Origin of the sequence: Actinomadura sp. 7K507 (assembly GCF_004348425.1) — a bacterium.
GTDB lineage: Bacteria > Actinomycetota > Actinomycetes > Streptosporangiales > Streptosporangiaceae > Spirillospora.
Genome location: NZ_SMKK01000130.1, coordinates 1 through 26,052, shown reverse-complemented (window position 1 = coordinate 26,052; position 26,052 = coordinate 1). Strand labels below are relative to the sequence as shown.

Below are 26,052 nucleotides of genomic sequence, written 5' to 3'. Positions count from 1 at the left end.
GGCCAGCAGGATCGTGGCGAGGCCGATCGGCAGGTTGATGAAGAAGATCCAGTGCCAGCTCAGCGCGTCGGTGAGGACACCGCCGAGGACCTGGCCGATGGACGCGCCGGCGGCGCCGGTGAAGCTGAAGATCCCGATGGCCATGGTGCGTTCGCGGGCGTTGGTGAACAGCGTGACGAGGATGCCGAGGACGACGGCGGTGGCGAGGGCGCCGCCGACGCCCTGCGCGAACCGGGCGGCGATCAGCAGGCCGGACGAGGTGGCCGCGCCCGCGAGCAGGGACGCCGCCGTGAACACGGCGTTTCCGGCGAGGAACAGCGTCTTGCGGCCGAGGAGGTCGCCGAGCCGTCCGGCGAGCAGGAGCAGGCCGCCGAGCGGGATCAGGTAGGCGTTCATGATCCAGCTGAGCCCGGCGGGGGAGAATCCGAGGTCGTTCTGGATGGCGGGGGCGGCGACGGTGACGATGCTGCCGTCGAGGATCGCCATGAGCATGGTGGTGGACAGCACGCCGAGGGCCGCCCACCGGGAGCGGAGGAAGGAGGGCGCGGTCGTCTTCTGGTTGAGGAACACAGAAGCGACCGTAGCAGATGGTTTTGTTAGAGACGATCCCTATCGGAACTATTTTGTCCGCTCGCGTGCCCGCCGTACCGGCTGCGGGCTCTCCGACGGGGTGGCCAGATGCCCGGCGACCAGGGTGTTCATGGCACCCAGGAACGCCTCGCGCTGCTCCGCCGGAAGGGTGCCGAGGGCCGCCTCGTGGACGCCGTCCGCGATCTCCTGGCTGCGCGCGGCGACCCGCGCCCCCTCCTCGGTGACCGCGATGATCCGGGCCCGCCGGTCCGTGGACGACGGGCGGCGCACGGCGAGGCCGGCCTTCTCCAGGGCGTCCACCGTCACGACCATCGTCGTCTTGTCCATGTCGCCGATCTCGGCGAGCTGGACCTGCGTGCGCTCCTCCTCCAGCGCGTGCACCAGCACGCAGTGCATGCGCGCCGTCAGCCCGATCTCGGCGAGCGCCGCCGCCATCTGGGTCCGCAGGACGTGGCTGGTGTGGTCGAGCAGGAACGACAGGTCCGGACTGGTACGTGCGGGGGACATGCGCGGGGCCATGGAGGTCATGCCTCCAGCCTACCCAAATGGGTTCGTTATAGATTATCTAGGAACAGCTGCATTTCGTCGTCTATCCTGGTGCCATGAACCGCACCGCGTGCCCGAGCTGGTGGCCGTCCTAAGGACGGCCGACACTCACGCGCAGCGCGCATGCCAAGGGCCGTCCGCCGGACGGCCCTTCTCTCTTCCCCGGTGACGCGGCCCGTACCGGCAGGACGGCGCCACACCGATCCGAGGAGAGACCGTGGAAACCGCCCTGGAAGAACGCACCGCCCTTGAGGAGCGCGTCGCCGCCGAGCCCGGCGCGTTCCGGATCCTGACCGGCGACCGGCCCACCGGCCCGCTCCACCTCGGCCACTATTTCGGCACGCTCGCCAACCGCGTCCGGCTCCAGCGCGCGGGCGTCGAGCTGTTCGTGCTGGTCGCCGACTACCAGGTCCTGACCGACCGCGACATCGCCGACCACCTGTCCGAGCACGTCGAAGGGCTGACGGCCGACTACCTCGCCGCCGGAATCGACCCGTCCGCCGCGACGATCTTCCGGCACAGCGCCGTCCCCGCCCTCAACCAGCTCATGCTGCCGTTCCTGTCGCTGGTGTCGGTCGCCGAACTCCAGCGCAACCCCACCGTGAAGGACGAGATCGCGGCGTCGCGGCAGGCGTCGGTCAGCGGGCTGATGTTCACCTACCCCGTCCACCAGGCAGCCGACATCCTGTTCTGCAAGGCGAACCTCGTCCCGGTCGGCCGGGACCAGCTCCCGCACCAGGAGATCACCCGGACGATCGCGCGCCGCTTCAACGAGCGCTACGGGCCCGTGTTCCCCGTCCCCGACGCGCTGCTGTCCGCCGCGCCCAGCCTCCTCGGGACGGACGGCCAGAAGATGAGCAAGAGCCGCGGCAACGCCATCGCCCTGTCCGCCGGACCGGACGAGACCGCACGGCTGATCAGGGGCGCGGTGACGGACGGCGACCGGCACATCGCCTACGCGCCCGAGACCCGTCCCGGGATCTCCAACCTGGTGCTGCTCGCCGCGCTCTGCCAGGACCGCGACCCGCACGCCATCGCCGCCGAGATCGGCGACGGCGGCGCCGCGGCGCTCAAGAAGGCCGTGACCGACTCCGTCAACGAGTTCCTGCGCCCGATCCGCGCCCGCCGCGCCGAACTCACCGCCGACCGGACCTACCTGCGCCGCGTCCTCGCCGAGGGCGACGAACGCGCCAACGCCGTCGCGGAACGCACCCTCGACGAGGTCAGGACCGCGATGGCGTCCTAGTCAGGTGAGCTCCTTGAACAGGAGGTAGAGCACGAGGAACGCCGCGAAGCCCAGGAGCAGGCTGCCGACGGCGTTGACGGCGGCCTTGGTGTAGGAACGGTCCTGGATCAGGTGAACGGTGTCGAGTTCGAAGGTGCTGAACGTGGTCAGGGCACCGCACAGGCCGGTGCCCATCAGCGCCTCGACATAGGTCCCGCTGCCGGCCCCGCCCACGGCGCCCAGGATTCCCGCGCCGAGCAGGTTGACGGAGAGCGTGCCCCACGGAAACGACTTGCCCGCGGCCGCCTTGACGTAGCCGTCCACGACATAGCGGACCGTGGCTCCCACGGCACCGCCCGCCAGGACCAGGATCACCACGATCAGGGTCGTCACGCCGTTCCTCCGGGGTCGTGGTGCGGGATCTTCCGTCCCAGCACCAGGCCGACGGCTATCGCGACCCAGCCGAGCACCACGCTCGCGACCGCGTAGCCGATGCCCAGGCCGACCTTGCCGCCGTCGCCGAGGGTGAAGATGTCGTCGATCAGGTGCGAGAACGTGGTGAACCCGCCCAGGTATCCGGTCACCGCCAGCGGACGCGCCCAGGGATGGGGACGGCCGCTGAGCAGATAGCTGGTCAGGATCCCCATGGCGAGGCAGCCGAGCATGTTGATCGTGAAGGTGTCCCAGGGAAAGCCCAGGGTGCTCGTCGGGATCGCCTGGCCGAGGCCGTATCGGGCGAGTGCGCCGAGCGCCCCTCCCACCGCGATCTCCGCGATGACCCGCGGCTTCACCCCGGGCGCGGGCGGGCGCCCCTTGTGCGGGTGGAGCACGCGGGCCTCGGCCCGTTCGCGGTTGTGCAGGCGCCCGGCCAGCGCTCCCCTCATGACCCGTCCTTCAAAGGCACGTCCTTCGCCGGCACGCCGAGCAGCAGGCGGCGGACGGCGTCCCAGGTCCGCAGGAACGCCGCGTCCACCTCCGGGGACAGGTCGCCGAACATCCGGACCCACGCACCGCAGTCGCCGGGCAGGACGCTCGCCCCGCCGCGCAGCCCCGTCCCGGCGAGCGCCTCGTGCATGACGTCCGCGACCTGCCGGGCGGGTTTCGCCCGGGTGACGACGTACAGGGACGCCATGAGCCCGAAGCCGCCCATCACCGCGGGCCCGGTCACCTCGTCCTCGTCGGGGACGAGCCGGACCGGGTCCGCGAACAGGAGGCGGCCGTCCGGGTCATGGACCTCCAGGTCGCTGCAGTACGCGGTGTAGGCGTGCCGCTCCCCGCGGGCCAGCCGCCCGGCCATCAGCTTCTCGCCGAGGACGACGGTCGCCTCCGGGTCGGCGGTGACGTCCATGCGCTGGTAGAACCGCGCGTCCCCGAACGGGATCGTCGTCGCGGGCAGGTACTCGACGTGGCTGCCCGGCGCGGCGGTGAGCTCGACGACCTGCGTGGCGTAGTCGTGCTCCATCCGGTAGAGCCGCGTGGCGGTCTGGGTGGTGAAGTGCACGGCCGTCCCCGGCCCGCACTCCAGGCCGATGCGGTACCGGTCGCCCTGGAGGACGCCGCCTCCGGACGACATGAACATCACCTGCGGCATGTCCGGCCGGGCGGGGTCCGAGTACAGCGGACGGGTGGTGTGCAGCGGCGCCTTCTGGAAGTGGCCGGTCAGCTCCGTCCGGCCGCCGGCGACCGCGAAGCCCAGCTCCAGGACGCCGACCTTGCCCGGCGACCCGACCGGGAGCGTGTCCGGTACCGCGGCGTGCCGCGCCACCGCGGCGGGCAGCCACGCCGGGGCGCAGCGCTCCGGCGCCGTCCGCGCGGGCCCGGTGTCCGCTTCGCCCGGGCCGCTCGCTTCTCCCGGCGCGCCTGCTTCTCCCGGCGCGCTCGCTTCTCCTGGGCGGGCCGTCACGCCGGTGAGCACATCGCCTCCCGCCGCTCCAGGACGAAGTCGGCGACGTCGGCGACCCCGGTCCCGGTGAGGCAGTCGGTCAGCACGATCGGGCGCGTCCCGCGCACCTTCCGCGCGTCGCCCTCCATCACCGACAGGTCGGTGCGCACGTACTTCGCGATGTCGATCTTGTTGATGACCAGCAGGTCCGAGTCGGTGGTGCCCGGCCCGCGCTTGCGCGGCATCTTCTCGCCCTCGGCGGTGTCCAGGACGAACACGTACACGTCGGCGAGGGCCGGGCTGAACGTGAGCGTCAGGTTGTCGCCGCCGCTCTCGAACAGCAGCACGTCGATGTCGGGGAAGCCGTCGAGCAGCTCCGACGCCGCCGCGAGGTTCATCGTGGGATCGTCCCGGACGGCCGTGTGCGGGCACGCCCCGGTCTCGACGCCGACGACGCGCTCGGGGTCCAGCGTGCCCGCCAGCGTGCGGCGGACCTGCTCGGCGTCCTCCTGCGTGTAGATGTCGTTGGTGATCACGCCGGGCCGGTGCCCCCGCTCCACCAGGACGGGGACCAGCGCCTCGATGAGGGCGGTCTTCCCCGACCCCACCGGCCCGCCGATGCCGATCTTGTAGACCTGCTCCAGTTCCATGGCGTCCTCCGCATCGTTGATCAGGCGTTTGATCGGGTCAGGTGATGAACAGCCGGGTCTCGGCCCGCTCGTGCAGGGCCGCGACCGCGTCCGCGGCGGGCGCCGTGGCGTGCAGGTCCCGCGGGTCCCGGGCGGCCAGCGCCGCCCCCGCCGCCCGGACGACGTCCGGCCGGACCTCGCGGAGCAGCGCCTGCGCCCTCCGGAAGTCGATCCGGCCGAGCCGCACCCCCGCCGCCGCGCAGCTCGCGGTGAAGGCGTACAGGTCGCTCGCCACCGCGTCCCGGACGGGCACCCCGAGGCCCGCGTGGATCGTCCCCACGACGACCGGGTGCGTGCCGGGCGTCGCGCCGTCCGCGACCAGGGCGGCCAGCCGGGCCGCCGGGGCCGAGCCGAACGCCGGGCCGGCGGTGTCCAGGACCTGCCGCCCGGTGCGCACCGAGGCCGTCCGCTGCTCCCGGCTGAGCTTGATGGCGTGAAGTCTGCGGTCGGTCTCCACAAGCAGGTCCCAGTCGTCGGCGGTCACCGCGCGGTGCGCCAGCGCCAGTGCCGCCGCGTCCCCGGTGCCCGCCGCCCGTACCAGGTCCGACACAAGGTCGCGCAGGTCCTCGGCTCCGGTCATACCGAGCTGGACATGGCCCTCCAGCCCGTGCGACAGCGTGTAGAGCCCGCTGGGGAAGCCGGAATCGGTGAGCTGGAGCTGCGCCAGCAGCGCCTCCAGCTCACCGGTCTCCGGCGGTATGCCCGTCATTCGAACCGGCCTGTCATGCGATGAAGTGCAGCCGGTTCAGCGGCAGCTTGCTGGCCGGCTCGATGGACACCGGATCCCCGTCCACCGTGACCCGGTAGGTCTCCGGGTCCACCTGGACCTCGGCCAGCGTCGAGTTGTACATCATGTGCCGCTTGTCGACGGTGCGGCACTGCCGCACCGGCTTGATGATCCGCTCCAGCCCGAGCTTCTCCGGGACGTCCTCGGAGATCGCCGCGTCGGACATGAACGTCACGCAGGTCGACCGGAGCGCCCTGCCGTACCCCCCGTAGGTCGGCCGCAGGTAGACCGGCTGCGGGGTGGGCAGCGAGGCGTTCGGGTCGCCCATCTGCGCCCAGCTGATCAGCCCGCCCTTGACGACCATGGACGGCTTGGCCCCGAAGGAGTGGATCGGCCACAGCACGATGTCGGCGAGCTTGCCGTCCTCCAGCGTCCCGATCTCGTCGGCCATACCGCTGGTACGGGCCGGGTTGATGGTGACCTTGGACAGGAAGCGCAGCACGCGCTGGTTGTCGTTGCGCGAGGAGTCCCCGGGCAGGCTGCCGCGCTGGTCCTTGCAGTGGTGGGCGACCTGGAAGGCCCGGGTGACCGACTCGCCGACCCGCCCCATCGCCTGCGAGTCCGAGCCGATGATGCTGATGATGCCGAGGTCGTGGAGCACCGTCTCCGCCGCGATGGTCTCGGCGCGGACGCGGCTCTCGGCGAACGCCAGGTCCTCGGGGACGTCGTAGCTGAGGTGGTGGCAGACCATCGTCATGTCCAGCAGCTCGTCCACCGAGTTCATCGTGTAGGGCAGCGTCGGGTTGGTCGACGCCGGCAGCACGTTGGGCTCCGAGGTGATGCGCAGGATGTCGGGCGCGTGCCCGCCGCCCGCCCCCTCGGAGTGGTAGGTGTGGATCGCGCGGCCGTCGATCGCGTTGATCGTGTCCTCCACGAACCCGCCCTCGTTCAGCGTGTCGGTGTGGATGGAGACCTGCACGTCGTGGTCGTCGGCGACGCGCAGGGCGGTGTCGATGACCATGGGCGTCGAGCCCCAGTCCTCGTGCACCTTCAGCCCGCACGCGCCCGCGCGCAGCTGCTCGTCCAGCGGGCCGGGCAGGCTGCCGTTGCCCTTGCCGTAGACGGCGATGTTGATCGGGATGTCCTCGTACGCCTGAAGGATCCGGGCGATGTTCCACGGCCCGGGCGTGCAGGTGGTCCCGCGGGACCCGTCGGCGGGTCCCGTGCCGCCGCCCAGCAGCGTGGTGATGCCGTTGCTGAGGGCGTGCTGCGCCTGCTGCGGCGCGAGGAAGTGGACGTGGGTGTCGATCGCGCCGGCCGTGGCGATGAGGTTCTCCCCGGAGATCACCTCGGTGCCCACGCCGACGATCAGGCGCCGGTCCACCCCGTTCTGCGTGTGCGGGTTGCCGGACTTGCCGACCCCGGCGATCCGCCCGTCCTTGATCCCGATGTCGCCCTTGACGACGCCGAGCAGCGGATCGATGATCACGGCGTTGGTGATGACCGTGTCCAGGGTGGTCGTCGCGTTCAGCGAGGCCGGGTCCGCGGACATGCCGTCCCTGGCCGTCTTGCCGCCGCCGTACTGGGTCTCGTCGCCGTAGTGGCCCTCGTTGTAGTCCTTCTCCACCTCCACGACCAGGTTGGTGTCCGCCAGGCGGATCCGGTCGCCCACGGTGGGGCCGTACATGCCCGCGTACTTCTCGCGGGTGATCGTGGTCGCCATCGTCAGCCCTTCTTCGATCGGCCCGCGCCCGCCTTCGAGCGCTTGGAGCGCTCGGCGGGGGCCTTGTGCCCGTTGCCGGATCCGTTGCCGCCCGGCATCTCGCTGTCCAGGTAGCCCCACTCGTGCATCCGGCTGATCGCGGCCTCCCGCGCCGCCCCGGAACGGACGCTGCCGTTGAGCAGGCCGCCGAATCCGACGATGCGCATGCCTCCGCCGTACTCGACGAGCTGGATCTCCTTGGTGTCTCCGGCCTCGAACCTGACGGCGGTGCCCGCCGGGATGTCGAGGCGCATTCCGAACGTCTTCTCGCGGTCGAAGCTCAGCGCCCGGTTGACCTCGAAGAAGTGGAAATGCGACCCGATCTGAATGGCCCGGTCGCCGGTGTTCTGCACGGTCAGCGTCTCTCTGCGCTGACCGGCGTTGAGCTCGATCTTTCCTTCGCCGAACATGTAGACGTCATCCGCCATGAGCCGCCGCCCCCTCCAGGGTCGTCTCGGTGTTTTCGGGAAAAGCATGGTGATGGTGCTGGTGCCCATTTCCCGCATCGTGGGAATGAGAATGGGAATGGGAATGCCCGTGACGGGTGGCCACGGCAAGGCCGTCGTCGCCGTCGCGCTCCCAGCGGCGCTCCGCCTCCGCGACGCGTTCGCGGATCAGGGCCGAGATGGCCGCCGGCCGGAGCAGCGGCCCGGCGGAGACCGCTCCGGGGCACGCCGGAGGCGGGACGAACGAGGCCGGGACCAGCGTGACCTCGCGGGCCCCCAGGCGGTGGCAGCGCTCCACCCCTTCGGCGGCCCCGGGCTCGCCGCCGTCCAGGGCGACCTCCACCCGGTGGACGGGCAGGTAGTGCCAGACCAGCCGCGCGACCTTGAACAGCTCCGCGTCGGCGTCGGGCCCCGCGGCCGGTGCGACGAGCAGGACGGCCCCTGTGGTGGAGCCGGTGGTGGAGCCGGAATCTGGGTACGCGCCGTCCCCGGTTCGCGCGGCACGCATGACCGCCGCGCGGATCCAGCCCACGAGATGCGTCACCGTGCCGAGCGGCGCGGCGAGCAGCAGGTCGCCCCGCGGCCTGTCGCGCGCCGCCCAGGCCAGGGTCTGCGCGGACGCCGGCGCGAGATCGGGGTCGCGGCCCAGCGTCATCGGCACCACGACCGCGCGCCGCCGGTCCGCCAGCGCGGCCCGCAGTCCGTTTCCGGGGCCGCGGATCTCGCCGGCCCCGGGCATGGTGACCGGGGCCGCACCGGCGGCGATGCTCTCGTGGCCTCCGACCGGCAGGACGGCGCGTCCGGGAGATCCCGTCACGCGCCGGCGCCGACCGGGTCGTGGCAGGACACGAGCTTGGTCCCGTCGTCGAACGCGCACTCGACCTGGATCAGCTGCATCATGCCGCGGACGCCCGGCATCACGTCGTCCGGCCCGACGATCTGCTTGCCCAGTTCCATGCAGTCGGAGACCGACTTGCCGTCCCGGGCGGCCTCGACGATGGCGGAGCTGATCAGCGCCACGGCCTCGCCGTGGTTGAGCTTCAGGCCGCGCTGCCTGCGTTTCTCGGCCATCTGCGCGACGGTGAAGATCTGCATCTTGTCGATCTCTCGTGGTGACAGGTTCATCGATGCCCCTTTCCGAGCCCCTCACGTGGCCCGCCGGATCTTGGAGAAGAGTGGGACGGCGGCCAGGAACACCCAGGTGACCAGCACGAACGGCCAGGTCAGGGTGTGGCCGCCGACCACGTTGAAAAGGTTGGTGAGACCGGCGGTCAGGCCCGCGGCGGTCGCCGCCCCGATCGCCGCGTAGATGAGACCGGCGCGGCTGAGCACGACGAACGTCCCGGTCAGCGCGATACCGGTCAGCACCGCGTTGTAGCCGTACAGGCCCGCGCCGAGGTCCGCCGCCTGCGCGCCGAGCCACCACCCGGTCAGCAGGCCGATGAGGCTCGACACGGCCGCCGCCGCCGCGACCAGCCGGCTCGCCACCGCCAGCCCGATCAGGAAGATCAGCCCCACGTACCACTCGTCCTGGAAGAACACCTGCCCGACTCCGTTGAAGAAGCCGTGCCAGAAGTCGTGCCACGTCATCGCGGTGCCGGGGTCGGTGGCCGACGGCGGAGCGGTGTTGGAGTGGTCGGCCCACACCCGCGCGTACGACGGCGCGCCGATGGCCAGCACCAGCGCGACGACGCAGAACGGCGCGGTGAAGGTGGGCAGGTTGTACGGGGTGAGCACGGCGTTCATGGCCGAGGTGAGCACGCTGCCGGCGACCGCCCCGCCGATGACCAGTGCGACCGTCGACCAGGTCGCGCCCAGGTAGAGCACCAGCGCGACGCCGATGAGCGTCCCGTTGAAGCCTTCGAGGCCCAGGGAGACGCGGTCCTTCCAGGAGACCCCGAGCAGATACGCCGTCACGGTGGCGGTCACGACGCCCAGCAGCGCGAAGGCGCCGAACTGCCAGCCGCCGACGAACAGCGCGATGAGGAAGATCAACCCGGTCCAGACGCTGCTCTGGAAGTCGACCTGGGCGATGCCGCGCGGAATCGTCAGGAGAGCTTCCTTCGGCTGCGGCGCCGCCGGCTTCCGCTCCTCGGTGCGCGTGTCCGAGGACAGCGGTGGTGACGCCATCGGTGCTCTCCGATCGTCGGGAAAACCATGTTCGGGCGTGCGGCACCCCGGCATTCCTGTGGCTGGGCGACAACCAGCACAGTTCCCGCGTTCTCCCGCCACAAAAATCGGTCATCGCAAATTGTTGACCAAGTCATGGAATGTCGAGTTTGCCCCAGCGTCAGATGCGAACCATTAGGGGCGGAAGTGTTCCCGCCGCAGGTCTCGGGGGGAGACGGATCGACCGATTGGTTCTACATGTCGACCCAGTTCAACACGGGCGATTCCGCTTGGCTCATGGTGAGCACCGCAATGGTGCTCCTAATGACCCCAGGGCTCGCCTTCTTCTACGGCGGAATGGTCCGCTCGAAGAACATGCTGTCGATGCTGTACATGAATTTCATCTGCATCAGCCTCGTCACGATCCTGTGGTTCCTCTACGGGTACGGAATAGCGTTCGGCGATGACGTCGGCGGTGCCGGGATCATCGGCTGGGGCGACTGGCGTCTCGGCAACATCGGACCGGACGCGCTGCAGGGTCAGATCCCGGAACAGATCTACGCGTGCTTCCAGCTGACCTTCGCGATCATCACCGTCGCGCTCATCAGCGGCTCGATCGCGGGCCGCACGAGATTCGGGCCGTGGATCCTCTTCGTCATCGTGTGGGTGACGCTGGTCTACCTCCCCATCGCGCACTGGGTGTTCGCCGACACCGGCTGGCTCAGCAAATGGGGCGTGATGGACTTCGCCGGCGGCCTGGTCGTCGAGCTGAACTCCGGCATCTCCGGGCTCGCCATGGCGCTCGCGCTGGGGCCCGGCGTCGCGTTCAGGCGCGGGGAAGGACCTCGTCCGGGCAACATCCCGTTCGTGCTGCTGGGCCTCGGCCTGCTGTGGTTCGGCTGGTTCGGATTCAACGCCGGCTCGGCGCTGAGCGACGGCGCGCTCGCGACCCGGGCGTTCGTCAGCACGATGATCGCGGGCTGCTCCGGGATGCTGACCTGGCGGGCGGTGGAATGGCTCCGGTCCCGGCGCCTGACCAGGCTCGGCTCGTCCAGCGGAGCGCTCGCCGGGCTGGTCGCCATCACACCGTCGTGCGCCTTCGTCAGCGTCGAGGGAGCCTTCTTCATCGGCGTCGTGGCCGCCGTCGTGTGCACATACGCGGTGGAGTTGAAGCTCGTCGCCGGATACGACGACACCCTGGACGTCGTCGGCATCCACGGCGCCGGCGGGATCGTCGGGGTCGTGTCGCTCGGCTTCCTGGCCACCGGCTGGGAGCGCGGCTCGGCGGGCCTGTTCTACGGCGGCTCCCCGTCGGTGCTGGGCAAGCAGGTCGTCGCGGTGCTCGCCGTCGGCCTCTACGCCTTCGTCGTCACCTTCGTCATCGGCAAGATCATCGACCGCCTCTTCCGGATGCGGATGACCGAGGAGGAACAGGCCCAGGGGATGGACGCCGCGTTTGCCGACGACTGACGCCGGACGCCCCGGCCCGGTCGGCGAGGACGCCGCACCGGCCCACGCCCCCGGCCGCGCCCTCGTGCACGCACGCGGACCGCTCGCGGGAGCGCGGCGTCCCAAGCTCCAGCGGCGGCACGGAGAAGGCGACAAGAGCCACCTGACCAGCGCGCAGGGCCTGGTCGCGCTGTCGCTGGACGCCCTCAGCTCCGTCGCGTACGGTCCCGAGGCCATCGCTCTCGTGCTGGTCACCGCGGGCGTCCTGCAGACGCGCCTGACCCTGCCGGTCACGCTGGCCATCGCCGGACTGCTGGCCGTCCTGGTGGTGTCGTACCGGCAGGTGATCGCCGCACACCCGGACGGCGGGGGTTCCTACGCGGTGGCGAAGTCGGACCTGGGGCCCCGGATGGGGCTGCTGGCCGCCGCGGCCCTGGTCATCGACTACGTCCTCACCGTGGCCGTCAGCCTGGCGGCGGGCGCCGCGGCCCTCGCCTCGGCGTTCCCCGCGCTGCGGCCGCACCTGCTGGCGGTGTCGCTGGCGGTCCTGCTGGTGCTGACCGCGGTGAACCTGTACGGGATCACCGACAGCGCCCGGTTCCTGATGGTGCCGACCCTGCTGTTCATCGTCACCATCTTCGGCATCGTCGCGGCCGGGCTGATCCGGGGCCACCCGGTCGCGTCCGTCGGCGGGGCGCCCGCCCCGCACGCCCACGAGGCACTGGGCCTCATGCTCATGCTCAAGGCGTTCTCGGCCGGCTGCGCCGCCCTGACCGGCGTGGAGGCCATCGCCAACGGCGTGCCGATGTTCCGCAGGCCGCGCGTCGCGCGGGCGCAGCGCACCGAGCTGATGCTGGGCGCGCTGCTCGGCGCGATGCTCATCGGGCTGGCCCTGCTCATCCGGCGGGACGTCCTCGCCCCGCGCGAGGGCGTGACGCTCCTCGCGCAGCTCACCGCCGGCGCCCTCGGCACCGGCTGGCTGTACCAGGCGGCGAGCATCGTCGTCGCGCTCGCGCTGACGCTGGCCGCCAACACCAGCTTCGGCGGCCTGCCCGTCCTGCTCAGCCTGCTCGCCGAGGACCGCAGGCTGCCCCACCTGTTCACGCTGCGCGGCGAACGCCCGGTGCACCGGTACGGCGTGCTCGCCGTCGCGGCCGCCGCCGCGCTGCTGCTGACCGCCGTGGACGCCCGCACGCACAGCCTGCTTCCGCTGTTCGCCATCGGCGTGTTCACCGGGTTCACGATCAGCCAGACCGGGCTCGTCCTCCACTGGGCGCGGCTGCGCCCGCCGCGCTGGGCCGGCACCGCGCTGCTGAACGGGACCGGCGCGGCCCTCACCGGGGTCGCCACCCTGGTCCTGCTGGTCACGAAGTTCGGCGAGGGCGCGTGGGTGGTCGTCGTCACGGTGCCGCTGCTGATGCTGCTGTTCGCCCGCATCCGCCACTACTACGACCGCGTCGGCAGGGAACTGGGGCTCGGCCGCATCCCCGCGGAGCGCCCGGACGGGACCCGCGCGGACTGGCGGATCATCGTCCCGGTGGACGACCTCGGAGCGATGACCGGAAAGGCCCTGAGCACCGCGCTCAGCCTGAGCGGCGACGTCGTCGCGGTCGCCGTGTCCTCCGGCGAGGACCGCACCCGCGCCCTCCGGGAGCGGTGGGACCGGTGGGACCCCGGAGTGCGGCTGGACATCCTGCACAGCCCGCGGGACACGAAGATCCGTCCCGTCGTGGAGTACGTCAGGCAGGCCGTCGCGCGAGAGGACGGCCCCCACCTGGTGCTCATCCCGATCGTCGAGTCGAACCGTCCTCGCTACCGGTTCCTCTACGACCAGTGGAGCCTGCTCCTGGCGGAGGCCGTCCGTGAACACGTCCCGGGCGTCCCGGTGTGCATGGAGCCCTACCGGGTTTCGGGTGATCGCGTCAGGCGGGCTGGTGCGTCCGGGCCGCCTTGATCGCCTCGCGGAGGTGCTGCTCGTCCTCGTCGGTCAGGGACGTCCGGATCAGCTGCCCGCCGAGCGGGGCCATCTCGGGGATCACCTTGTCGGGGTTGCGCTTGTCCACGAGCAGGAACAGCGCCGCCGTCCCCGGCAGGAGGTGGCGGCCCAGGTCGCGCATGAACTCGTCATCGACCCCGACATCGGTGGAGGACCCGACCGCGGCCCCGGTCGCGCCGCCGAGAGCCATGCCGAGCAGCGGGTTGAGGAAGAGGAGGCCGATGAGGCCGCCCCAGGCGGCGCCTCCCAGCGCACCGGCGGCGGTCAGGTTCCTGGCCTGGTGAAGCTTGATCTTCCCCTTCTCCCGGTGCTCGACGATGACCATGTCGGCGAGTTCGATCACGTGCTCCTTCTGGAGCTGGGCGAGCTTGGCGCGCGCCTGCTCGGCACTCCCCAGGTCGTCGTAGGCGATGGCGATCAGGTCACTCATGGGTTCCCCCGGTGGGCCGCTGGCGATACCGAAATACTGCAATCGCTACCTACCTCCGAAATTCACCAGGAACTCCCGGCCTCCGGCCAATTCCGCCCGAAGTTTCGGCGATGTCCGAGCCAAGGGACCCGCCCGGCTCGCCTTTGCCGACCGATTGCGTTTCCCTGGGGTCGCGGCGGAGGGCGGGAGGGTAGCTGATGACGGGTGCCCGAAAAACGCGACCACGGTCCGCTGCCGGTGTTCCTCATCATGCTCACGGCCATCACCGGGCTGGTGGACGCGGTCACCTACCTCGCGTTCGGCAACGTCTTCGTCGCGAACATGACCGGGAACGTCATCTTCCTCGGCCTGCGGCTCGGCGGAAGCGGTGAGGCGTCGGGCGTGCTGGTGGCGACGACCGTTTCCGGCGTCTTCTTCTGTGTCGGGGCGGCTCTCGGTGGCCGGACGGCATTGACGCGGGTCATGCACCGGGGCCTTCTGCTGTCGGTGGGGGCCGCCGTCCAGGCGTGCGGCCTCGGCGCCGCCGCCCTGCTGGTGACGGTGGCCGGCCACAGCCCGGCGTTCGAGCGCTGGACGCTGATCCCGCTGCTGGCCACCGCGATGGGATGGCAGGTCTCCCTCGCGCTGCGCCTCGCCGTGCCCGGCTTCAGGACGGTCGTGATCACGACCGCGATGGCCTCCCTCGTCGCCGAACGCTCCCAGTCGAGGAGGCAGGCCGCGCAGCGCGCCCTCTCGGTCGCGGCGCTGCTGCTGGGGGCGATGACCGGAGCGCTGCTGATCAGGCACCTCGGCGTGGCGACCGCGTTGTGGACCGGAGCCGCGGTGCTGGCGGCGGTCTCGGCCGGCGGCTACTTCACCGCGCGGCAGGAGGGCGCCGAAAGATGGGGCTGAGGCGCCTAACGCCGGGCGAGGCCGTCGAGGACGGCGGTCACCAGGTCGTCCACGGCCTCCGCGGAGACCCGGTGGGCGGCGCCGCGGCCTTGCAGCAGTACCGACAGGACCGGCTCGTGGCACGCCCCGACGATCATGGAGGTCGCCGCGTCCACCCGGGCGTCCGGGGCGAGGCGGCCGAGGTCGCGCTCGGCCCGCAGGTAGCCGGCGAGCCGCCCGCGCCAGTCCCCGCCTCCGCCGTTCAGCGCCGCGAACCGGGCCAGGACCTCGGGGTGCGCGAGCAGCCCGGCCAGCGCCGGCAGGATCCCGTCGTGCAGGAGCAGCCCGTGCTCGACGTAGACGCGCAGGTTCGCCTCGACCGTCGCGGCGCCGGGCTCGGGCAGCGGCGGCAGCGTGCGCGCGACGGCCTCGACGCGCGCACGCATGGCGTGGGCGAGCAGCTCTTCCTTGTCGGCGAAATGGTTGTAGAGGACGCCGTCGGCGACACCGGCCGCACGCGCGATCGCCCGGACGGTCAGGCCCGCCGTCCCCCGCTCGGAGATCATCTGCTCGGCCGTGGCGATCAGATGCTCGCGCAACGTCCGGTCGCCGGCGCGCAGCGCGGCCGCTTTTCGAGGTGACATCACCCCGCATCGTATTGAGACGGCACCAAATCCCGCGCGCCCCCGGCCCGTCTCATGCGCGCGCCGTGACCAGCCAGGCGGTGCCCCGCAGCCGGACGGCGCCGTCCCGCTCGAACGGCCGCATCGCCTCCGTGAGGAGGTCGACCAGCTCCTCGCTCTCGCCGTAGTTGTAGCGGATCGGCCCCCAGCCGGCGAAGAACTCGCCCGCGTCGCGTGCGTCCCGTCCCTCGATCTGCTCGGCCTTCACCCGGCGGCAGGCCACGTCGCGGAACCCGGCCCCCTCCAGAACCTCGTGGACGCGGTCGGGATCGGACAGCGACAGCGGCCCGTGATGCCCGATCGGGGGCTCCTCACGCGACGGAAGCGCGGCGAGGACCGTTCCGAGGTCGCTCTCGCCGATCGGCGCCATCGACAGGAACGCCAGGCGGCCGTCCTCGCGCAGCGCCCGCCGGATGTTGCCGAACGCGGCGATCGGATCGGCGAAGAACATGACCCCGAACCGGCTGACCGCGACGTCGAACGCGGCCTCGGGGAACGGGTGGATCTGCGCGTCGCCCTGCTCGAACGTGACGTTCGTGGCGCCCTGCTCCTCGGCGAGGGACCGCGCGCGGGCGAGCATCGGCGCGGACAGGTCCACGCCGGTCGCGTCGCCGGACCGTGCCTGCTCGGCCGCGAGCCGGGTGACCTGCCCGCTTCCGCAGCCGACGTCGAGGACGCGGTCGCGCGGCCCGATCGCCGCGCCGTCCAGCAGGAACTCGTTGAACCCGCCGTTCCCGGCGTCGTACCGGTCGTGGTGATCGGCCCAGTGCCGCCCTTCGTAGCCGTTCCATGCCTCGTACTGCGCCGTGTTGACGATGGCGCCCGCCTTGCCGTCTCCCATGTCTCCTCCTCGTGAACGCATGTTCATGAACATAGGTTCATATAGAACCCGGAGTCAAGTGGCCGTGTGCCCGGGTTCGATAGAACGGAATTCTTCGTTCCGCTAGGATGGTGTGCATGGAGACCACGGCGCGGGTGCCCATGAGCGGGCGCAAGGCGCAGGCGGCGCGCAACGACGAGATCATCCGGCAGGCGGCGCGGGCGGTGTTCACCGCCGACCCCGGGGCGCCCATCTCGGCGGTGGCCGAGCACGCCGGGGTGGGGATCAGCGCGCTGTACCGCCGCTACAAGAGCAAGGACGAACTGCTCCAGAAGCTCGCCGACGACGGCATGGACCGCTACCTCGCCGAAGTGGAGGCGGCGCTGGACGACGACGGCGACGCCTGGGAGGCGTTCGCCGGGTTCATGCGCCGCTGCCTGGACATCGGCGCCGGCTCGCTCACCCTGCGGCTCGCGGGCAGCTTCGAAGTCACCGAGGACATGAGCCGCAAGGGGCAGGAGATCCACCTCGCGACGACGCGGCTGCTGGAGCGCACCAAGGAGGCGGGCGCACTGCGGCCCGAGATCGAGGTCGGGGACGTCTCGGTCACGCTGGAATACCTGCACGGCATCCGGATCGGCGACGACGAGCGCATGAATCTCCTGCAGCACCGCTACCTCGCCCTCATGCTGGACGCGATGCACGTGACCGGCGCACAGGAGCTTCCGGGCCCACCCCCCACCTGGCAGGAGCTCCGGGGACGCTATGACGACTGATTCCGTCGCCGCCGCCCCGGTCCTGGGGCGCAGGGCGCTGAACCGTGCGCTGCTGGCCCGGCAGATGCTCCTGGAGCGGCATGCGCTGCCGGTCCTGGACGCGATCAAGCATCTGGTCGGCATGCAGTCGCAGGCGCCGAATCCGCCGCGTCCCGACCCCGCTACCCCGGCGCGAAGTCACACAGGATCGAGTTCGGTGCCGCTCAGGACGAATCCAGGTAGCGCAGCACCGCCAGGACGCGGCGATGGTCGGTGCCCGTCGCCGCGAGGCCGAGCTTGGTGAAGATGTTGGCGACGTGCTTCTCGACGGCCCGCTCCGTGACCACGAAGGACGCGGCGATCGCGGCGTTCGTCCGTCCCTCCGCCATCAGGCCCAGCACCTGCCGCTCGCGGGGCGTCAGCGCGCCCAGTCCGGCCGCGGGACGGGACGCGCCGAGCAGGTGCGCGACGACCTCCGGGTCGAGGGCGGTGCCGCCGGAGGCGACGCGGGTCAGCGCGTCCACGAAGTCGTCCAGGTCGGACACCCGCTCCTTCAGCAGGTAGCCGACGCCCGCCGGGGAGGAGGCGAGCAACTCGGCCGCGTACCGCGTCTCCACGTACTGCGAGAAGAGCAGGACACCCGTTTCGGGACGTTCCCGGCGCAGCTCGATCGCGGCGTGCAGGCCCTCGTCGGTGTACGCAGGCGGCATCCGGATGTCGATCACCGCGACGTCCGGCCGGTGCTCGGCCACGGCCGCGTGCAGCGACGCCGCGTCGCCGACACCCGCCACGACCTCGTGCCCGCGCAGGCCGAGCAGGTGCGCCAGGCCGTCCCGCAGGATCACGGCGTCCTCGGCGATGACCACGCGCAGTCCGCGGGCGTCCGGGCCGGTCATGTCGTGCGGAGGGGGAGCGTGACGGTCACGGTGGTCGGTCCTCCTGCGGGGCTGTCCAGGTGCAGCTCGCCGTCCACCGTACGCACCCGCTCCGCCAGCCCGGCCAGGCCGCCGCCCGGACGGGGCCGCGCGCCGCCGTCCCCGTCGTCGGTCACGGCCAGCCGCAGCGTGCCGTCGCCCGGTTCGGTGGCCGCCACGGTCACGCGCCGGGCCGAAGCGTGCTTGGCCGCGTTCGCGAGCAGCTCGGACGCGCAGAAGTACGCGATCGACTCGATGGCCGCGGACGGGCGTTCCGGCAGGTCCGTCTCCAGCTCCGCCGGGACCGGGCTGCGGGCGGCCAGCGTCGCGAGCGCCGCGTCCAGGCCCTTGTCCAGGACGGCCGGATGGATGCCCCGCACCAGCTCGCGCAGATCGGAGATCGCCGCGCGGGCCCCGGTGTGCGCGTCGTCCACCAGCCGACGGGTGGCGCTGGGCGCGTCCCTCGGCAGCGTCTCCTTCAGCGCGGCGAGCGTCATGGTCAGCGAGATGAGCCGTACCTGGGCGCCGTCGTGCAGGTCGCGCTCGATCCGGCGGAGGGTCGCGGCCGCGTCCTCCACCGCGTAAGACCGGCTCTCCTCCAGGTCGCGGATACGGGAGTCGCGGGGACGGGGGCCGAGCAGCGAGCGCAGAACGGCCACGTCCAGCCGGGCGGCCAGCCGGACGGCGTGCGGCGCGAGCAGCAGCAGGACGGCGCCCGCCAGCGCGACCAGGAGGCTGCGCTGCCAGGTGTCGAAGTAGAAGTCGCCGACCGACCAGCCGCTCCTCAGCCCGCCGCTGGAGTCGCGCGTGGTCATCTCGTTGAGGTGAAGGGACCGCTGGATCGGATACGTCAGCAGGAGGAACCCGTACACCCAGGTCACGAGCACCGTGACGATGCCGAGCAGCGCCAGCGGCAGCCCGGCCAGCAGATGCAGGAACGCCCGGTAGCCGGTGCCGTCATGCGCGGCGCGCACCCAGGCTCGCAGCCCGGCCCGCGTCCGGGGCCGCTCCGGCGCGGGCACGTGCTCGTCCAGGAGGACGGCCGCGAGGCCCCGGTGCAGCGCGCCGAACCTGCGGGCGCCGCGCAGTACCGCCGCCGTCGCCGGGCCGCCGAGCCGGGTGACCGACAGGACCCCGCCGAACACGGCCGAGAGGAGCGCGTAGCAGAAACCGGCCAGTGCGAGCGGAGCCTTCGCGAGCAGGTAGAGGGTGTCCGCCCCGGCGCTGCGCAGCAACGGCTTCATCGGTCCATCGTCCCGCCCAGAACTCGCAGCATGAGCCGTTCCTGGAGCGCGGTGGCGTACTTCAGGATGACCGGCATCAATAGCAGCATGACGAGCCCGCCCGAAGCGTGGACGGCCCAGGCCCCGGCGAGAGTGGGTCCGCCCCAAGCGTCGTCGAGCGAGCCGCCCATCCCGATGAGCCACCGTCCCGGGTACAGCAGGTTGAGGACGACGATGGCCCAGCCGTATCCCGCCAACACCAGCGACAGAGCGTTGAGGGGCAGAGACAACAGCGCGGCGAGGATCGTGGAGAAGCGTCCCGCGTGCTCTGGCTCGACGTCCAGGAGACGGCGAGCGAGCGAAGCCTGGACGGGTGCGCCGGTCAGCGAGGCGATGGCGGCAGGGAGGGCCGCGACCGCGTACGCGGACCGCAGCCACAGCGTCCGGCCGTAACGTGAAGGGACGGCGACGCCGGAAACGGAGATCGTCATGGAACACCTCGTCATCTGAACGAACAGGTGTCTCCAGGCTCTTTCCCCGGCACCGCCCAGGTCGATCGTGGAACCACGCCCATGGGGGTTCGGTTAGCCGAATCCCGCTGTCGGGGCGTTGATCAGCCGAGGTCGCGGGCGCAGGGGGCCTCGTGGTCGGGGTCGAGGGCCTCCAGGAGGGCGCGGAGGGTCTCGCGGAACTCCAGCATCTGCTCGCGGGTCAGCGGGTCGAACAGGCGGCGCCTGACCTCGGTGACGTGGCCGGGTGCGGCATCGGCGAGAACCGCGAAGCCGTCGTCGGTCAGTTCGGCGAGCGTGGTGCGGCGGTCGGTGGCGTGCTTGGTCCGGCGCACCCACCCGGCCTCCTCCAGCCGGTTGACGGCGTGGGAGAGGCGGCTCGGCGACGAGTGGACGATCTCCGCCAGCTCCGTCATGGTCAGGGAGCGTCCGGGGGACTCAGACAGCATCGCCAGGATCATGTAATAGGTGTGCGGTATCCCCGAGTCGCGCTGGAGTTGCCGCTCGAGGACCTCGTTGAGCAGGCGCGACGTCCACAGGAAGGCGCGCCAGGTCTCCTGCTCGTCGGCGTCGAGCCACCGTGTGTCCGTCATGGATCCCAGCGTACCTGGAAGATTGAATCCTCAAGGCTTGAATGTTCAACTAAATCTGAGTATGTTGAAGTATCAAGTAAGGGAGATGTCATGAACCGGATGCCCGTCCTGTACCTCAGCCACGGCGCCCCGCCCCTCGCGGACGACTCCCTGTGGACCGGCGAACTGGCCCGCTGGTCGGCCGGCCTGCCCGAGCCGAAGGCGATCCTGATGGTGTCCGCGCACTGGGAGGAGGCGCCGCTGAGCATCGGCGCGACCCGCCGGGTGCCGCTCGTCTACGACTTCTGGGGCTTCCCCGAGAAGTACTTCAAGGTCCGCTACGACGCGCCCGGTGCCCCTGAACTGGCCGACGAGGTGCGCAAGCTCGTTCCCGGCGTGCACCAGGACGAGACGCGGGGCCTGGACCACGGCGCCTACGTGCCGCTGGTGGAGATGTATCCCGGCGCCGACGTCCCCGTGCTGCAGATGTCCATGCCGACGCTGGAGCCGGCGCGGCTCTTCGAGATCGGACGGTCCCTCGCGCCGCTGCGCGACCAGGGCGTCCTCATCGTGGGGAGCGGGTTCACGACGCACAACCTGCGAGAGATCGACATGAGGCTTCCCTCGGACGTCGCCGCGCCCGCGTGGTCGGCGGAGTTCGACGAGTGGGCGGACAAGGCCGTTCAGGGCGGCGACATCGACGCCCTGCTCGACTTCCGCGACAAGGCCCCGGCGGCCCGCATGGCGCACCCGAGGACCGAGCACTTCGCGCCGCTGTTCATGTCCCTCGGCGCCGGCCTGGAGAACGGCGCGGACAGCCCGTCGGGACGCCGGTCGGTCATCGACGGCTACTGGTACGGGCTGGCGAAGCGCTCGTTCCAGTTCGGCTGACCCCGCCTGGGACGCCTCCCGGGGACGGGGCCGGGCGTCACTCCGCCGGGGCGGCGCCGTTCATCGCGGCGGCGCCGTCCATCTGGGAGAAGCCCGTGCGCCAGGACGCGACCTGCGGCTTCCAGCCGAGGTTCAGCGCCTTGGCGTTGGACACCGGACGGCCCGTCGTGGCGGCGTGCTTCCCCGCGCTGCCCGGCGAGGCCGTGCCGAGCGCCGCGCTGTAGACCGGCAGCCAGTCGGCCGTCGTCGCCGGCTCGTCGTCGACGATGTTGACCGCGCCCGCCGGCCAGTCGAGCGCCGCCAGCGCCGCCGACGCGGCGTCGTCGGCGTGCACGAACGACGTCCACGACGAGGGCGCGAGGCGCAGGCTGCCCGCCCGCACCCGCTCGGCGATCGCGCCGTCCGGCGCGTACCACGTGCCGGGCCCGTAGAGCGCGCCGTACCGCAGCACGACCCCGCGCGGCATCTGCGCGACCGCGTTCTCGAGCGCCGCGACGCCCTCGTACGGCGGCAGCGACGTGTCGAGCGGGTCGGTCTCGGTGGCCGGCGCGTCCCCGGGGAGATACAGCCACGCGATGCTCTGCGCGATCATGGTCTCGACGTTCGCGGTCAGCGCGGCCTCGACCAGGTTGCGGGTGCCCTCGATCCGAAGCTGCGAGTTGGCCGCGAAGTCCTCGTCGCTCAGGTCGGTGAGCTGGTGGATCACCGCGTCCGGGCGCTCGGCCGCCACGGCCTTGCGCACGGCGGCGGCGTCGAGAACGTCCACGATCACCGGCGTGGCGCCGAGGTCGCGAAGCGTCCCGGCGCGTTCGGGGCGGCGCGTCGTCCCTGCGACCTCGTGGCCCGCCTGGACGAGCAGCGGGATCAGCCGGCGACCGACGACTCCGGTCGCTCCGGCGAGGAGAATCTTCAAGGGGGTACCTCCACGACTTTCACGCCTTTGTGGTCGTCTCGACGGCAGGATAGGCAGTCTCTCTTTCAATGGTCACGTCCGGCGTTCCGCATCGTGCCCCCGCGTCCCGGCCGGACGAAGTCGGACGAAGCGCACCTCCCCCGGTGCCACGTCCGCCATGAGCGTACCGCCGGGAAGCGCCCGAACGCGTTTCGCGACCGGCCCGGAAGAGAATTCTTCTCTTCTGATGGGGTTCGGTCACAGCGGAGGAACGGCGGACATGAAGATCACTCTCGTCCAGGGCGACATCACTGAGCAGGAGGTCGGGGCGGTGGTGAACGCGGCCAACTCGTCCCTTCTGGGCGGTGGTGGGGTCGATGGCGCGATCCACCGGAGGGGCGGCCCGGAAATTCTGGACGAGTGCCGCAAGCTGCGCGCGTCGCACTACGGCGGCGGCCTCCCGGTGGGCCAGGCGGTCGCGACGACCGGCGGCCGGCTGCCCGCCGCATGGGTCATCCACACCGTCGGCCCGGTCTACTCCGCCTCCGACGACCGCTCCGCCCAGCTCGCCTCGTGCTACCGCGAGTCCCTGCGGGTCGCCGACGAGCTCGGTGTCGACTCGATCGCGTTCCCCGCCGTGTCCGCGGGCATCTACGGCTGGCCCATGGACGACGCGGCCCGCATCGCCGTCGGGACCGTCGGCGCCACCCCGACGAAGGTCACCGACGCCCGCTTCGTCCTTTTCACCCCGGACGCCTACGCCGCCTTCGAACGCGCCGCCGGGGTGACCTAGCCGCTCGGTACTCAGGATGCTCAGTCCTCCTCCTTCGGCGGCGGGACCACCAGCGTCGGACGCCGGACGTGATGCAGAACACGTGTCGAGACGCTGCCGAGGATCACCGACCGGGCGCCCGCCAGCCCCCGCGACCCGGTGACGACGAGCGAGGCGTTCAGCTCGTCCGCGACGTCCACGATGGCCGCCCAGACCGGCCCGTCGCCGCGCTCGGCGCGGATCGTCACCTCGGTCAGTCCCGCGGCGAGGGCGATGTCGGCGCCCTGCTGCGCGAGGCGCTCGGCCTGCTTCGCCTCCTCGAAATCGGCGTCCTGGCCGCCGGCCACGGGAATCGCCGCCGCCAGCGGCGCCAAGCTGATCTGCGCCACCAGCGGCTCCCACACGGTCATGACGACGGTCGGCTCGGCTCGGAAATGCCGCGCCGTGTACTCCACGGCTGACCGCGCGTCTTCAGAGCCGTCATACGCAATAAGGATCGTCATACCGAACACCTCTCCAACTCCGCCCCGCCTGAACACGGAAGTGCCCAACATCACCCCAGGCAGCGACGGGTCTCGGGGGTCAGGTCGCTTCCCGGGAGCGGCCGGGGCCGGGCGGGCCGGCGAAGGCCTGGGCTATGTCCATCCAGCGGTCGGCGTCCGCGCCGGCGACGGTCAGGGCGAGGTCGTCGCGGTGGCGGCGCTGGGCGACCAGGTGGCAGAAGTCGAGCGCGGGGCCGGTGACCGACTGCGCGGCGTCCGGCGGGCCCCAGGTCCACTCCTCGCCGGCGGGGCTCTTCAGGACGACGCGGATCTCCTCGGCGGGCGGCTCCAGGCCGCGGTTGCGGAACGAGAAGCCGCGGGTCCGGACGCCGATGTGGGCGACGTGCCGGAGCCGGTGCGTGGGTTCGCGCCGTGCGCCCAGCGCGTCGGCGACGTCCTCGCCGTGCGCCCAGGTCTCCATGAGCCGCGCCGTCGCCATGGACGCCGCGCCCATCGGCGGCCCGAACCAGGGGAGGCGGGTCCCGGCGGGGACGGCGGCCAGGGCGTCGACCATGCGGCGCCGCCCGTCGCGCCAGCGGGCGAGGAGAGCGGCGGGAACCTCGGCGGCGCCTTCCTGAGCGCCCGCCTCGACGTACCCTTCGGGGTCGGCCAGGGCCTGTTCGATGAGCTTCGCGAACGCTTCGGCGTCGGTGGCCGCGACGAGCGCCTGCTCGTCGGTCCAGGCGAGGTGGGCGATCTGGTGCGCGATCGTCCAGCCCTCGGCCGGGGTCGGGTCCGCCCAGCGGGCGGCGGGCAGCGGCGCGACGAGGGCGTCGACGGAGTCGCCCTCGTCGGCCAGGTCGGTGAGCAGGCTGTTCAGGTCCGGCATGGCGTCAGGATCTCGCGGCGCTCCGCGCCCGTACAGGACGTGTTCCGACAAAACGGAACGGGTGTATTTCGTTCAGCCGAGGAGGGCGCGGGCGGCGGCGTAGTCGGCCTTGCCGTTGGGCAGGCGCAGGCCGTCGTCGGTGCGGACGAACGCCTTCGGGATCTTGTAGCGGGCCAGCTGGGCGGCGCAGCGCTCGCGCAGTTCCTCGTCGCCGGCGGCCCCGGCGGGACGGACCACCGCGACGATCTCGGTGCCCCAGCGTTCGCTCGGGCGGCCGACCACCAGCGCGTCCGCGATGCCGGGCAGCCCGCGCAGGACGTTCTCGACCTCCTCCGCGAACACCTTCTCCCCGCCGGTGTTGATCGTCGTGGCCTCCCGTCCGTGGACCTCGACGGTCCCGTCCGCGAGGAGCCGCGCCCGGTCGCCCGGCACGACCAGCCGCTCGCCGTCCATCGTGAGGAACGTCGAGGCGGTCTTCACCGGGTCGCCGAGGTAGCCGAGGGGGATCGACTCGCCGCCTTTGGCCAGCCAGCCCATCTCGTCCTCGCCCGGCGCGAGGCGGCGGGACCGGTCGGCGCTGAGCACGGCCGTGCCCGGCATCGGCATGAACGTCCGCGCGGACGAGCCGTCGCCGGCGACCTGGAAGCCCGACTCCGACGACCCGACGATGTTCACGACGCGGGTGTGCGGGAGGAGTTCGCGGAGGCGTTCCCTGACGGCCGGGCTGATGGCGGCCGCCGAGTTGACGATCGACCGCAGCGAGCCGAGGTCGTGGTCGCGGGCCTCCAGGGCCTCGACGACCGGGCGGGCGAAGGCGTCTCCGACCAGCGGCATCCGGGTGACGCGCTCCCGCTCGGCGGTGGCCATCAGGTCGGCGGCGTCCAGGCCGTCCACCCGGTCGGGGAAGATCACGCACGCGCCGCCGCACCAGCCGCCCAGGGACGACCACGTGCCCGCGCCGTGCATGAGCGGCGGGCCGACGAGCACGCGGTGCTCGCCCTTGACGGCCCGGCCGACCACCTCGTCCAGGTCGGTGAGCGGCGAGCCGTCGCGGCGCCGCATTCCCAGCGGTCCGAGCATCAGGTCGCCGATCCGCCACAGCACGCCCTTCGGCATGCCGGTCGTCCCGCCGGTGTAGAGGATTTGCAGGTCGGTCGCCTCGGGGCGCACGCCGGTGAGCGGCTCGGCGGACGCCTGCGCCAGGGCCCGCTCGTAGTCCAGCGCGCCGGGCAGGAGGTCCTCCCCGGACTCGTCCGCCACCTGGAGGAGCAGCGGCGGACTGTCGAGCCCCTTGACCACGCGGCCGATCACCGGCGCGAACCGCGCGTGGTACATGACCGCCGCCGGGCGGGCGTCCGCGAAGAGGTAGGCGAGTTCGTCGTCGACGTAGCGGTAGTTGACGTTGAACGGCGCGAGCCGGGCCTTGTGCGCGCCGACCAGGCCCTCCAGGTACTCCGGACCGTTGTGCAGGTAGAGGGCCAGGTGATCGTGGGGCGACTCCCACGGCTCGGGTGCCCGCCCGCCCTGCGGGCCGTTCTCGCGCAGACCCAGGCCGTGCCCGTGCAGGACGTTCGCCAGCCGCCGCGTCCGCTCGGACATCTCGCGCCAGGTCATCCGGCGGTCGCGCCAGACCAGGCATTCCCGGTCGGGGACTGCGGCGGCGATGGCCTCGTGCAGGGTCGCCAGGTCGAGCATCGGCACTCCTCGGGGACGGCGTCGACAGCACCGTAACCGATGGCTTACCGAATCTCGTTCGGCGGGTCCCCGGCGTCGGCGGACGGTACAGGGCGGCGGACGGTACAAGGCATGGCGGACGAGACAGAATAATTACCCGGTGCCCCCAGCCCGGAAGCCGCGGGGGGAGGTGACCCGCGGCACCACCGCCCCCAACCGCCTGCGCCGGGTGGACCGCTGGATCGCGGCCACCC

The 26,052-nt window shown here is 71.8% G+C and carries 29 protein-coding genes and 1 pseudogene; 7 read left to right on the top strand and 23 right to left on the bottom strand.

Annotated features, from left to right (window positions below; genetic code table 11):
* Positions 1-570 (bottom strand): MFS transporter (locus E1285_RS26620; protein WP_243723075.1); only part of this gene is annotated, 570 nt, incomplete at its 3' end.
* Positions 571-618: 48 nt separating this feature from the next.
* Positions 619-1,119 (bottom strand): MarR family winged helix-turn-helix transcriptional regulator, encoded by a 501-nt coding sequence (locus E1285_RS26615; protein ID WP_132156723.1) that lies wholly within the window; start codon positions 1,117-1,119, stop codon positions 619-621.
* A 247-nt stretch (positions 1,120-1,366) separates the two neighbouring features.
* Here E1285_RS26615 and trpS point away from each other — a divergent pair, with 247 nt between their 5' ends.
* Positions 1,367-2,383, top strand: coding sequence for a tryptophan--tRNA ligase (trpS, locus tag E1285_RS26610; protein WP_347814104.1), 1,017 nt, complete (start codon positions 1,367-1,369; stop codon positions 2,381-2,383).
* Here trpS and crcB read toward each other — a convergent pair whose 3' ends face one another.
* The 10 genes and pseudogenes from crcB to E1285_RS26560 all read right to left on the bottom strand — a co-directional run bounded on the left by crcB (position 2,384) and on the right by E1285_RS26560 (position 9,998).
* Positions 2,384-2,755: a fluoride efflux transporter CrcB gene (gene crcB / locus E1285_RS26605; RefSeq protein ID WP_243723073.1), complete on the bottom strand. Its 372-nt coding sequence runs from the start codon at positions 2,753-2,755 to the stop codon at positions 2,384-2,386.
* A complete protein-coding gene (locus tag E1285_RS26600) occupies positions 2,752-3,246 on the bottom strand; it encodes a CrcB family protein (protein ID WP_132156719.1) in 495 nt (164 codons plus the stop codon). The genes crcB and E1285_RS26600 overlap by 4 nt, the downstream gene beginning before the upstream one ends.
* The gene (locus E1285_RS26595) at positions 3,243-4,277 is read right to left on the bottom strand and encodes an urease accessory protein UreD (RefSeq protein WP_243723072.1); all 1,035 of its coding nucleotides are present in this window, start codon (positions 4,275-4,277) and stop codon (positions 3,243-3,245) included. Before E1285_RS26595 ends, E1285_RS26600 begins: the two co-directional genes overlap by 4 nt.
* A complete protein-coding gene (gene ureG, locus E1285_RS26590; RefSeq protein ID WP_132156717.1) occupies positions 4,262-4,894 on the bottom strand; it encodes an urease accessory protein UreG in 633 nt (210 codons plus the stop codon). The genes E1285_RS26595 and ureG overlap by 16 nt, the downstream gene beginning before the upstream one ends.
* 37 nt (positions 4,895-4,931) lie before the next feature.
* Positions 4,932-5,642 carry an urease accessory UreF family protein gene (locus tag E1285_RS26585; protein WP_132156715.1) on the bottom strand — a complete coding sequence of 237 codons (711 nt, stop codon included), beginning with the start codon at positions 5,640-5,642 and terminating at the stop codon, positions 4,932-4,934.
* A 13-nt stretch (positions 5,643-5,655) separates the two neighbouring features.
* Positions 5,656-7,383: an urease subunit alpha gene (gene ureC, locus E1285_RS26580; protein WP_132156713.1), complete on the bottom strand. Its 1,728-nt coding sequence runs from the start codon at positions 7,381-7,383 to the stop codon at positions 5,656-5,658.
* 164 nt (positions 7,384-7,547) lie between these two features.
* A pseudogene (gene ureB / locus E1285_RS48425) lies at positions 7,548-7,850 on the bottom strand (urease subunit beta); the annotation flags it as partial.
* Positions 7,840-8,685, bottom strand: a complete 846-nt coding sequence (locus tag E1285_RS26570; RefSeq protein ID WP_132156709.1) for a cobalamin biosynthesis protein CbiX — start codon at positions 8,683-8,685, stop codon at positions 7,840-7,842. The gene E1285_RS26570 and the pseudogene ureB, both read right to left, overlap by 11 nt.
* Positions 8,682-8,993 carry an urease subunit gamma gene (locus tag E1285_RS26565; RefSeq protein ID WP_132156707.1) on the bottom strand — a complete coding sequence of 104 codons (312 nt, stop codon included), beginning with the start codon at positions 8,991-8,993 and terminating at the stop codon, positions 8,682-8,684. Before E1285_RS26565 ends, E1285_RS26570 begins: the two co-directional genes overlap by 4 nt.
* A gap of 21 nt (positions 8,994-9,014) precedes the next feature.
* Positions 9,015-9,998 carry an urea transporter gene (locus tag E1285_RS26560; protein ID WP_132156705.1) on the bottom strand — a complete coding sequence of 328 codons (984 nt, stop codon included), beginning with the start codon at positions 9,996-9,998 and terminating at the stop codon, positions 9,015-9,017.
* A gap of 237 nt (positions 9,999-10,235) precedes the next feature.
* Between E1285_RS26560 and E1285_RS26555 the strand changes: the two genes are divergently transcribed.
* Both E1285_RS26555 and E1285_RS26550 read left to right on the top strand, forming a co-directional pair.
* Complete coding sequence (locus E1285_RS26555; RefSeq protein WP_132156703.1) at positions 10,236-11,447, top strand: ammonium transporter; 1,212 nt, start codon at positions 10,236-10,238, stop codon at positions 11,445-11,447.
* The gene (locus E1285_RS26550; protein WP_207946841.1) at positions 11,434-13,380 is read left to right on the top strand and encodes an APC family permease; all 1,947 of its coding nucleotides are present in this window, start codon (positions 11,434-11,436) and stop codon (positions 13,378-13,380) included. The genes E1285_RS26555 and E1285_RS26550 overlap by 14 nt, the downstream gene beginning before the upstream one ends.
* Here E1285_RS26550 and E1285_RS26545 read toward each other — a convergent pair.
* A complete protein-coding gene (locus E1285_RS26545) occupies positions 13,349-13,852 on the bottom strand; it encodes a DUF1269 domain-containing protein (protein WP_132156701.1) in 504 nt (167 codons plus the stop codon). The two genes, E1285_RS26550 and E1285_RS26545, sit on opposite strands and share 32 nt — an antisense overlap.
* Before the next feature lie 204 nt (positions 13,853-14,056).
* Between E1285_RS26545 and E1285_RS26540 the strand changes: the two genes are divergently transcribed.
* On the top strand, positions 14,057-14,743 hold the full coding sequence (locus E1285_RS26540) for a YoaK family protein (protein ID WP_132156699.1): 687 nt from the start codon (positions 14,057-14,059) through the stop codon (positions 14,741-14,743).
* A gap of 5 nt (positions 14,744-14,748) precedes the next feature.
* Here the strand turns inward: E1285_RS26540 and E1285_RS26535 are convergent, their stop codons facing one another.
* Both E1285_RS26535 and E1285_RS26530 read right to left on the bottom strand, forming a co-directional pair.
* Positions 14,749-15,366 (bottom strand): TetR/AcrR family transcriptional regulator, encoded by a 618-nt coding sequence (locus E1285_RS26535; RefSeq protein WP_132156697.1) that lies wholly within the window; start codon positions 15,364-15,366, stop codon positions 14,749-14,751.
* A gap of 52 nt (positions 15,367-15,418) precedes the next feature.
* Entirely contained in the window at positions 15,419-16,246 is an 828-nt protein-coding gene (locus E1285_RS26530) for a class I SAM-dependent methyltransferase (RefSeq protein ID WP_132156695.1), read from the bottom strand.
* Positions 16,247-16,362: 116 nt separating this feature from the next.
* On the opposite strand from E1285_RS26530, the gene E1285_RS26525 reads away from it, so the two are divergent.
* Positions 16,363-17,001, top strand: coding sequence for a TetR/AcrR family transcriptional regulator (locus E1285_RS26525; RefSeq protein WP_243723070.1), 639 nt, complete (start codon positions 16,363-16,365; stop codon positions 16,999-17,001).
* 203 nt (positions 17,002-17,204) lie between these two features.
* Here the strand turns inward: E1285_RS26525 and E1285_RS26515 are convergent, their stop codons facing one another.
* The 4 genes from E1285_RS26515 to E1285_RS26500 all read right to left on the bottom strand — a co-directional run bounded on the left by E1285_RS26515 (position 17,205) and on the right by E1285_RS26500 (position 20,219).
* On the bottom strand, positions 17,205-17,852 hold the full coding sequence (locus E1285_RS26515) for a response regulator transcription factor (RefSeq protein WP_132156727.1): 648 nt from the start codon (positions 17,850-17,852) through the stop codon (positions 17,205-17,207).
* A gap of 20 nt (positions 17,853-17,872) precedes the next feature.
* A complete protein-coding gene (locus E1285_RS26510) occupies positions 17,873-19,138 on the bottom strand; it encodes a sensor histidine kinase (protein WP_132156693.1) in 1,266 nt (421 codons plus the stop codon).
* On the bottom strand, positions 19,135-19,608 hold the full coding sequence (locus E1285_RS26505) for a hypothetical protein (protein ID WP_132156691.1): 474 nt from the start codon (positions 19,606-19,608) through the stop codon (positions 19,135-19,137). Before E1285_RS26505 ends, E1285_RS26510 begins: the two co-directional genes overlap by 4 nt.
* A gap of 122 nt (positions 19,609-19,730) precedes the next feature.
* Positions 19,731-20,219 carry a MarR family transcriptional regulator gene (locus E1285_RS26500; RefSeq protein WP_132156689.1) on the bottom strand — a complete coding sequence of 163 codons (489 nt, stop codon included), beginning with the start codon at positions 20,217-20,219 and terminating at the stop codon, positions 19,731-19,733.
* A 90-nt stretch (positions 20,220-20,309) separates the two neighbouring features.
* Here E1285_RS26500 and E1285_RS26495 point away from each other — a divergent pair, with 90 nt between their 5' ends.
* Positions 20,310-21,089 (top strand): class III extradiol ring-cleavage dioxygenase, encoded by a 780-nt coding sequence (locus E1285_RS26495; protein ID WP_165966771.1) that lies wholly within the window; start codon positions 20,310-20,312, stop codon positions 21,087-21,089.
* Between the two features lie 37 nt (positions 21,090-21,126).
* On the opposite strand, the gene E1285_RS26490 is transcribed toward E1285_RS26495, so the two are convergent.
* Positions 21,127-22,002, bottom strand: coding sequence for an NAD(P)-dependent oxidoreductase (locus tag E1285_RS26490; protein WP_132156687.1), 876 nt, complete (start codon positions 22,000-22,002; stop codon positions 21,127-21,129).
* Positions 22,003-22,261: 259 nt separating this feature from the next.
* Here E1285_RS26490 and E1285_RS26485 point away from each other — a divergent pair, with 259 nt between their 5' ends.
* On the top strand, positions 22,262-22,774 hold the full coding sequence (locus tag E1285_RS26485; protein ID WP_132156684.1) for an O-acetyl-ADP-ribose deacetylase: 513 nt from the start codon (positions 22,262-22,264) through the stop codon (positions 22,772-22,774).
* A 20-nt stretch (positions 22,775-22,794) separates the two neighbouring features.
* Here E1285_RS26485 and E1285_RS26480 read toward each other — a convergent pair whose 3' ends face one another.
* The 3 genes from E1285_RS26480 to E1285_RS26470 all read right to left on the bottom strand — a co-directional run bounded on the left by E1285_RS26480 (position 22,795) and on the right by E1285_RS26470 (position 25,819).
* Positions 22,795-23,256 carry a universal stress protein gene (locus tag E1285_RS26480; RefSeq protein WP_132156682.1) on the bottom strand — a complete coding sequence of 154 codons (462 nt, stop codon included), beginning with the start codon at positions 23,254-23,256 and terminating at the stop codon, positions 22,795-22,797.
* Between the two features lie 79 nt (positions 23,257-23,335).
* Positions 23,336-24,124, bottom strand: coding sequence for a TIGR03084 family metal-binding protein (locus E1285_RS26475; RefSeq protein ID WP_132156680.1), 789 nt, complete (start codon positions 24,122-24,124; stop codon positions 23,336-23,338).
* Positions 24,125-24,196: 72 nt separating this feature from the next.
* Complete coding sequence (locus tag E1285_RS26470) at positions 24,197-25,819, bottom strand: AMP-binding protein (RefSeq protein WP_132156678.1); 1,623 nt, start codon at positions 25,817-25,819, stop codon at positions 24,197-24,199.
* Positions 25,820-26,052 lie beyond the last annotated feature (233 nt).

Excerpts from the sequence above, each read along its gene's own strand:
- E1285_RS26615 (WP_132156723.1), bottom strand. The coding sequence starts at position 1,119 with ATGACCTCCATGGCCCCGCGCATGTCCCCCGCACGTACCAGTCCGGAC.
- E1285_RS26600 (WP_132156719.1), bottom strand. The coding sequence starts at position 3,246 with ATGAGGGGAGCGCTGGCCGGGCGCCTGCACAACCGCGAACGGGCCGAG.
- ureG (WP_132156717.1), bottom strand. The coding sequence starts at position 4,894 with ATGGAACTGGAGCAGGTCTACAAGATCGGCATCGGCGGGCCGGTGGGG.
- E1285_RS26585 (WP_132156715.1), bottom strand. The coding sequence starts at position 5,642 with ATGACGGGCATACCGCCGGAGACCGGTGAGCTGGAGGCGCTGCTGGCG.
- ureC (WP_132156713.1), bottom strand. The coding sequence starts at position 7,383 with ATGGCGACCACGATCACCCGCGAGAAGTACGCGGGCATGTACGGCCCC.
- E1285_RS26565 (WP_132156707.1), bottom strand. The coding sequence starts at position 8,993 with ATGAACCTGTCACCACGAGAGATCGACAAGATGCAGATCTTCACCGTC.
- E1285_RS26560 (WP_132156705.1), bottom strand. The coding sequence starts at position 9,998 with ATGGCGTCACCACCGCTGTCCTCGGACACGCGCACCGAGGAGCGGAAG.
- E1285_RS26555 (WP_132156703.1), top strand. The coding sequence starts at position 10,236 with ATGTCGACCCAGTTCAACACGGGCGATTCCGCTTGGCTCATGGTGAGC.
- E1285_RS26545 (WP_132156701.1), bottom strand. The coding sequence starts at position 13,852 with ATGAGTGACCTGATCGCCATCGCCTACGACGACCTGGGGAGTGCCGAG.
- E1285_RS26535 (WP_132156697.1), bottom strand. The coding sequence starts at position 15,366 with ATGTCACCTCGAAAAGCGGCCGCGCTGCGCGCCGGCGACCGGACGTTG.
- E1285_RS26530 (WP_132156695.1), bottom strand. The coding sequence starts at position 16,246 with ATGGGAGACGGCAAGGCGGGCGCCATCGTCAACACGGCGCAGTACGAG.
- E1285_RS26525 (WP_243723070.1), top strand. The coding sequence starts at position 16,363 with ATGGAGACCACGGCGCGGGTGCCCATGAGCGGGCGCAAGGCGCAGGCG.
- E1285_RS26510 (WP_132156693.1), bottom strand. The coding sequence starts at position 19,138 with ATGAAGCCGTTGCTGCGCAGCGCCGGGGCGGACACCCTCTACCTGCTC.
- E1285_RS26505 (WP_132156691.1), bottom strand. The coding sequence starts at position 19,608 with ATGACGATCTCCGTTTCCGGCGTCGCCGTCCCTTCACGTTACGGCCGG.
- E1285_RS26500 (WP_132156689.1), bottom strand. The coding sequence starts at position 20,219 with ATGACGGACACACGGTGGCTCGACGCCGACGAGCAGGAGACCTGGCGC.
- E1285_RS26495 (WP_165966771.1), top strand. The coding sequence starts at position 20,310 with ATGAACCGGATGCCCGTCCTGTACCTCAGCCACGGCGCCCCGCCCCTC.
- E1285_RS26485 (WP_132156684.1), top strand. The coding sequence starts at position 22,262 with ATGAAGATCACTCTCGTCCAGGGCGACATCACTGAGCAGGAGGTCGGG.
- E1285_RS26480 (WP_132156682.1), bottom strand. The coding sequence starts at position 23,256 with ATGACGATCCTTATTGCGTATGACGGCTCTGAAGACGCGCGGTCAGCC.
- E1285_RS26475 (WP_132156680.1), bottom strand. The coding sequence starts at position 24,124 with ATGCCGGACCTGAACAGCCTGCTCACCGACCTGGCCGACGAGGGCGAC.
- E1285_RS26470 (WP_132156678.1), bottom strand. The coding sequence starts at position 25,819 with ATGCTCGACCTGGCGACCCTGCACGAGGCCATCGCCGCCGCAGTCCCC.